Genomic DNA, 4,223 nt, shown 5'->3' on the forward strand with positions numbered 1-4,223 from the left:
CCACGCCGGCCGGGCTTGAGGGAGCGGCAAGCCGAGAGGGAGATGGAGCGTTCGATCGATCACGTGAGGCGGACACGCCGTGCGACCCGACCGGCCGTCGAGGCCGTGGTTCCGTTAGGCGCCGCCCCACGCGCAACCCATCTTGGGCCATGGCGGTTCACCATGCCGCCGAAACAGGCCGGACATACGAACCGCTGTCGATCCGAGCGAGCCTCAACTAATCGCTTGCCCTCAGGGGGCCGTCCACATACGGGTCTCGCGATGCTCGCCCGGAATGACGCCGGGAGAGGCAGGCGCGAAGGGAACGGCACATCGGCAGCACATCGGCAGCACCACGACAGACAGCGAGGACGCCCACCCATGGCGGCGCGGCCTCACAGGTCGAGGGAGGTCTGTCCCTGCTGCTTCTCCTTGGGCGCCTTCTTGAAGGCGGACGAGTCGACGGCCGGCAGGCGCGGCACTTCCCGGTGTTCGAGGATCCCCTCGATGGTCAGGATCTGGAGGCGCGGAACCCGCCCGAACGCGGTGTCGGCGAAGCCGGCGGCGGCGGCCTCGGCGATCATCGGCTTGGTCGGCGGGGTCAGCGTCACGAACAGGCCGACCAGCGCCTTTTCCCGCTCGATGACGCTCTTGAGCTTGTGGATCTGGTCGACCGAGACGCCCCCGCCCTTGACCTCGACGATCGCCTTGTCGGTGCGGTTCTTCTCGGTGCGCATGTAGACGATGCCGTCGATGCCGGTGTCCGCGCCCTTCTTGCCGCCGCGAAAGGGCTGCGCGTCGGGGATGAGCGAGATCGCCCATTTCTCGAATTCGTGCTTGTCGCGGGCAGCGAGATCGCGCGCCGCGCCAATGTCCTTGGGCACGCCATAGGTGGTGAAGCGGGCATCCGTGCCGAAGGCGTCGCGCAGCCGCCGCTCGATCAGCGAGATGGCGAGATGGGTGACGTCGATGCCGATCCAGGCGCGCCCGAGCTTCTGCGCCGCATGCACGGTGGTGCCGCAGCCGCAAAAGGGATCGAGCACCACGTCGCCCGGATTGGACGAGGCGGAAACGATCCGCTCCAGCAGCGCCACGGGTTTCTGGGTCGGATAGCCGAGACGTTCTCTAGCTTGCGAGTTGACGGGAAAAATGTCCGTCCAGAGATTGTCTACGATCTCGCCTTTCTGTTCGTCCAGATAGCGAACAAGATAAGGGGTCCCTGAACGGGACCAATAGATGCGACCAGCCTCATCGATCTCAACTAATTTCTGGCGCACCACGCGCCAACCATGGGGTGGCGTGTATCCTTTATATTCATACACCAAATTTGGGCGCGGCCCCATGCTGTGTGAACGTATTATATTATCATGACGGTAACGTCTCCCGTCCTTATCCGTATGCCTATAGTGGCTTTCTTTATATGAATCGGAGTGCTCGCCATATTGCGCGTTCCAGGTCGCAGAATCCGATTTTACATAAAATAGTATAATATCGGTTACATGGCTAAATCGACCCTTAGTGTCACTATGTGCTGTTGTACGCTTCCATGTAATCTCGTTGCGAAAATTCCGCGCCCCAAAGATCGCATCCAGCAGGATCTTGAGATAGTGGCTGGCTGTGGGGTCGCAATGCAGATAGAGGCTGCCGGTCGGCTTCAGCACCCGGTGCAGTTCGATGAGGCGGATCGCCATCATCGCGAGATAGGCCATCATGGCGTTCTCGCCGAGAAAGCCGCGCATCGCCTCCAGCATGCGCGCCGCCTCGCTGTTCGGCCCTTTCAGCACCTGCCAATAGGCGTCCTCGGCGGTCTCGCCCCATTGCCAGGTGTCGTCGAAGGCCTCGATCTGCGACTGGCTCTGCGCCCCGTCCGGCGCCTTGAACAGCACATTGTAGGTGGCGTTGGAGTTGAACGGCGGGTCGAGATAGACAAGATCGACGCTCTCGTCGGCGACATGGTCGCGCAGCACGCCGAGATTGTCGCCATAATAGAGCTTGTTGGTCATCCGCCACTTTCCCCGCCGCCCCGAATTCCGTTGCGGCCGCACGGGATTCGCACCGCCGCCAGACTGTCCCGCGCCCGCCGATGATGCAAGCCCGGCCTCAATTCCTCGGGAAGCCGCGGGCCGACCAGTCCGAACGCGGCACCGGCGCGCCGACGCGGAAGGTGAAGCGCTCGACGCGGGTCACCTGCGTGTTCAATTCGCAGCGGAAGGCGAGGTCGTACCACTGGCCGCCGGCGCGGAAGGCCGCCCGGCGCGGCTCCAGCACCGTGCCGCTCTCCAGCCGGAACGAGGGCAGAAGGTCCGCGTGATAAGGGGGCGTCGCGACCCTTAGCTGCGCCCGCAACTCGGTCATGCACAACAGGTCGACACGGGCCGAGTGCGGCATGCCGTTCATCGCCGTGCGCATGCGCGGATCGTCGGAAATCTCGCGCGAGAACAGGCGAGTTGCCGTCGTACCGCCGGACAGATCCCCGGAAGACCCGCCACCGGCGCCCCTGCCGGGGCGGGCGAAGTCCAGCCCGCCGGAGCCCGGCGTCGTCGCGGCGATGGCCCGTGCCACCGCCTCGGCCCGCGCGCGGGGATCGGCGGGCGCCTCGGCAAGGCGGGCGATCTCCTCCGGCTTTGCCCGTGGCAGGCCGATGCCCTCGCCGATCACGTCGCCGATCTCGTCACCGATCTCGTCACCTGGTGCCGCCAGCGCCTCGGGCGCTTCCACACCCGTCGCTGTCTCCGTCTCGGTGCGGCCCGGATCGGTCAGCGCCGCCACCTCCGTCTCTGTCTCCGTCTCTGTCTCCGGCTCCGGCTGCTCAGCCGGCGCGTCAGCCGTCTCCATCTCCGTCTCCGGCGCGGCGGCCTCCTCTTGCGGCGCGCCTTCGCCAGCCTGCTCACCAGCCTGCTCACCAGTCTCAGTGCCAGCCTCAGTGTCAGTCCCGGCGGGCGCCTCGTCCGCCTGCGCTTCCCCGCCTGCGTCGGGCGTGGGCTCGCTGGGAGGGTCGGTGCTCTCGCGCGCGGCGATCTCGCCGTCCCGCTCAGCGCCGCCGCTGTCCTCCTCGGCGAATTCGGTGACGGGGATGAGCACGCGCGGCGCCGCGGCCGTCTCCGACTGGGGGAGGGGCGGCTCCTGCGGCTCGGGCGGCGTCTCCGCGGCCGGTTGCTCCTCTTGCTCCGCGTCCTCGGCAGCCGGCTCCTCTGTGGGCTCCTCTTCCGGGGCGGGCGGGGGCGGCGGCTCGGCCTGCGCCCCCTCCTCCTCCGCCGGCTGGTCCTCGTCCCGCGCGGGCGGCGGCGGGGCGACCAGCACCACCTCGATCGGCTCGTCGGTGACGGGCGGCAGCACGCGCGCCGCCTCCGGGCCGAGCAACACCAATGCGGCAATCGCCCCGTGCAGCAGCAGCGACAGGGCAAGGCCGGCGCCGATCCGCTCGCGCCCGGCCGGCCCCTCGCCCGGTTGCCTCGCGGCCTCGCCGGGGGCGAGTTCGGCCGCGACATCCGGCATAGCGGCGGGCGCGGCAGGAGACACAACGGCGGGCACGGCAGGAGACACGACGGGGGGCGCGGGCACGGCGTCGCCCGCCCGCTCGCCCGGCGGCGAGGGGAAAAACCCCGGCTCCTCAGTGTCGCTCGGCTGTCTCAGGGTCGGGCCCCGTCTCTCCGGTTGGTGGGTCGGGCCGCGTGTGTCGCCCGCCCGCTGCTACGCCTACCCCAGCTTCGGGGAAAAAGGGAGGCGGCAAACGCGCGCCGCCCCGCTCTCGCGCGAGCGTGATCGATGGTACGCCCCTCCCTGCGTCCTCCGGCGCGGCAGTCCCTCCCCGCGTCCTCCGGCGCGCAAACCCCTCCCTGCGTCCTCCGGCGCGGCAGTCCCCTCCCCGCGTCCTCCCGGACGGCGCGCGAGCGCCGAGCCGGGACCGGCGAGCCGAGAGCCTATGGGGCGCGCTCCCGGCCGTCCCCACACCCGCCGTGGCTCGCCGGTTCCGGATCTCGCGATGCCCGTCCGGGGAGACGCGGGGAAAGGTCGAGTGCGACAAACCTCCGCTGAGGAGGCCAATGGTTCCCGGTTCGCGCTCACGCGCGACCGGGACGACATCCGAGAGGGAGGAATGGCCTCACATCCTCTCGGCCGTCATCAACTCATATCGTTGAGGTGGTCTCTCGTTCTGGCGTTGAGGATGACGACGATCTTTCGCATGAGGGCTGTGAGGGCGACGATTGGCTTCTTTCCGTTTGCGATCAGCCTGTGGAAGACGG

General features: G+C 68.1%; 2 protein-coding genes. Both read right to left on the reverse strand.

Annotated elements, in window-relative coordinates:
- Positions 1 to 374 precede the first annotated feature (374 nt).
- Entirely contained in the window at positions 375 to 1,982 is a 1,608-nt protein-coding gene (locus tag TSB10GB4_RS13590; RefSeq protein WP_186396198.1) for a site-specific DNA-methyltransferase, read from the reverse strand.
- Between the two features lie 97 nt (positions 1,983 to 2,079).
- Positions 2,080 to 3,474: a DUF930 domain-containing protein gene (locus tag TSB10GB4_RS13595; RefSeq protein ID WP_186396199.1), complete on the reverse strand. Its 1,395-nt coding sequence runs from the start codon at positions 3,472 to 3,474 to the stop codon at positions 2,080 to 2,082.
- Between the last annotated feature and the right edge of the window lie 749 nt (positions 3,475 to 4,223).

It is taken from the genome of Stappia sp. TSB10GB4 (assembly GCF_900185745.1).
Lineage (GTDB): Bacteria > Pseudomonadota > Alphaproteobacteria > Rhizobiales > Stappiaceae > Stappia.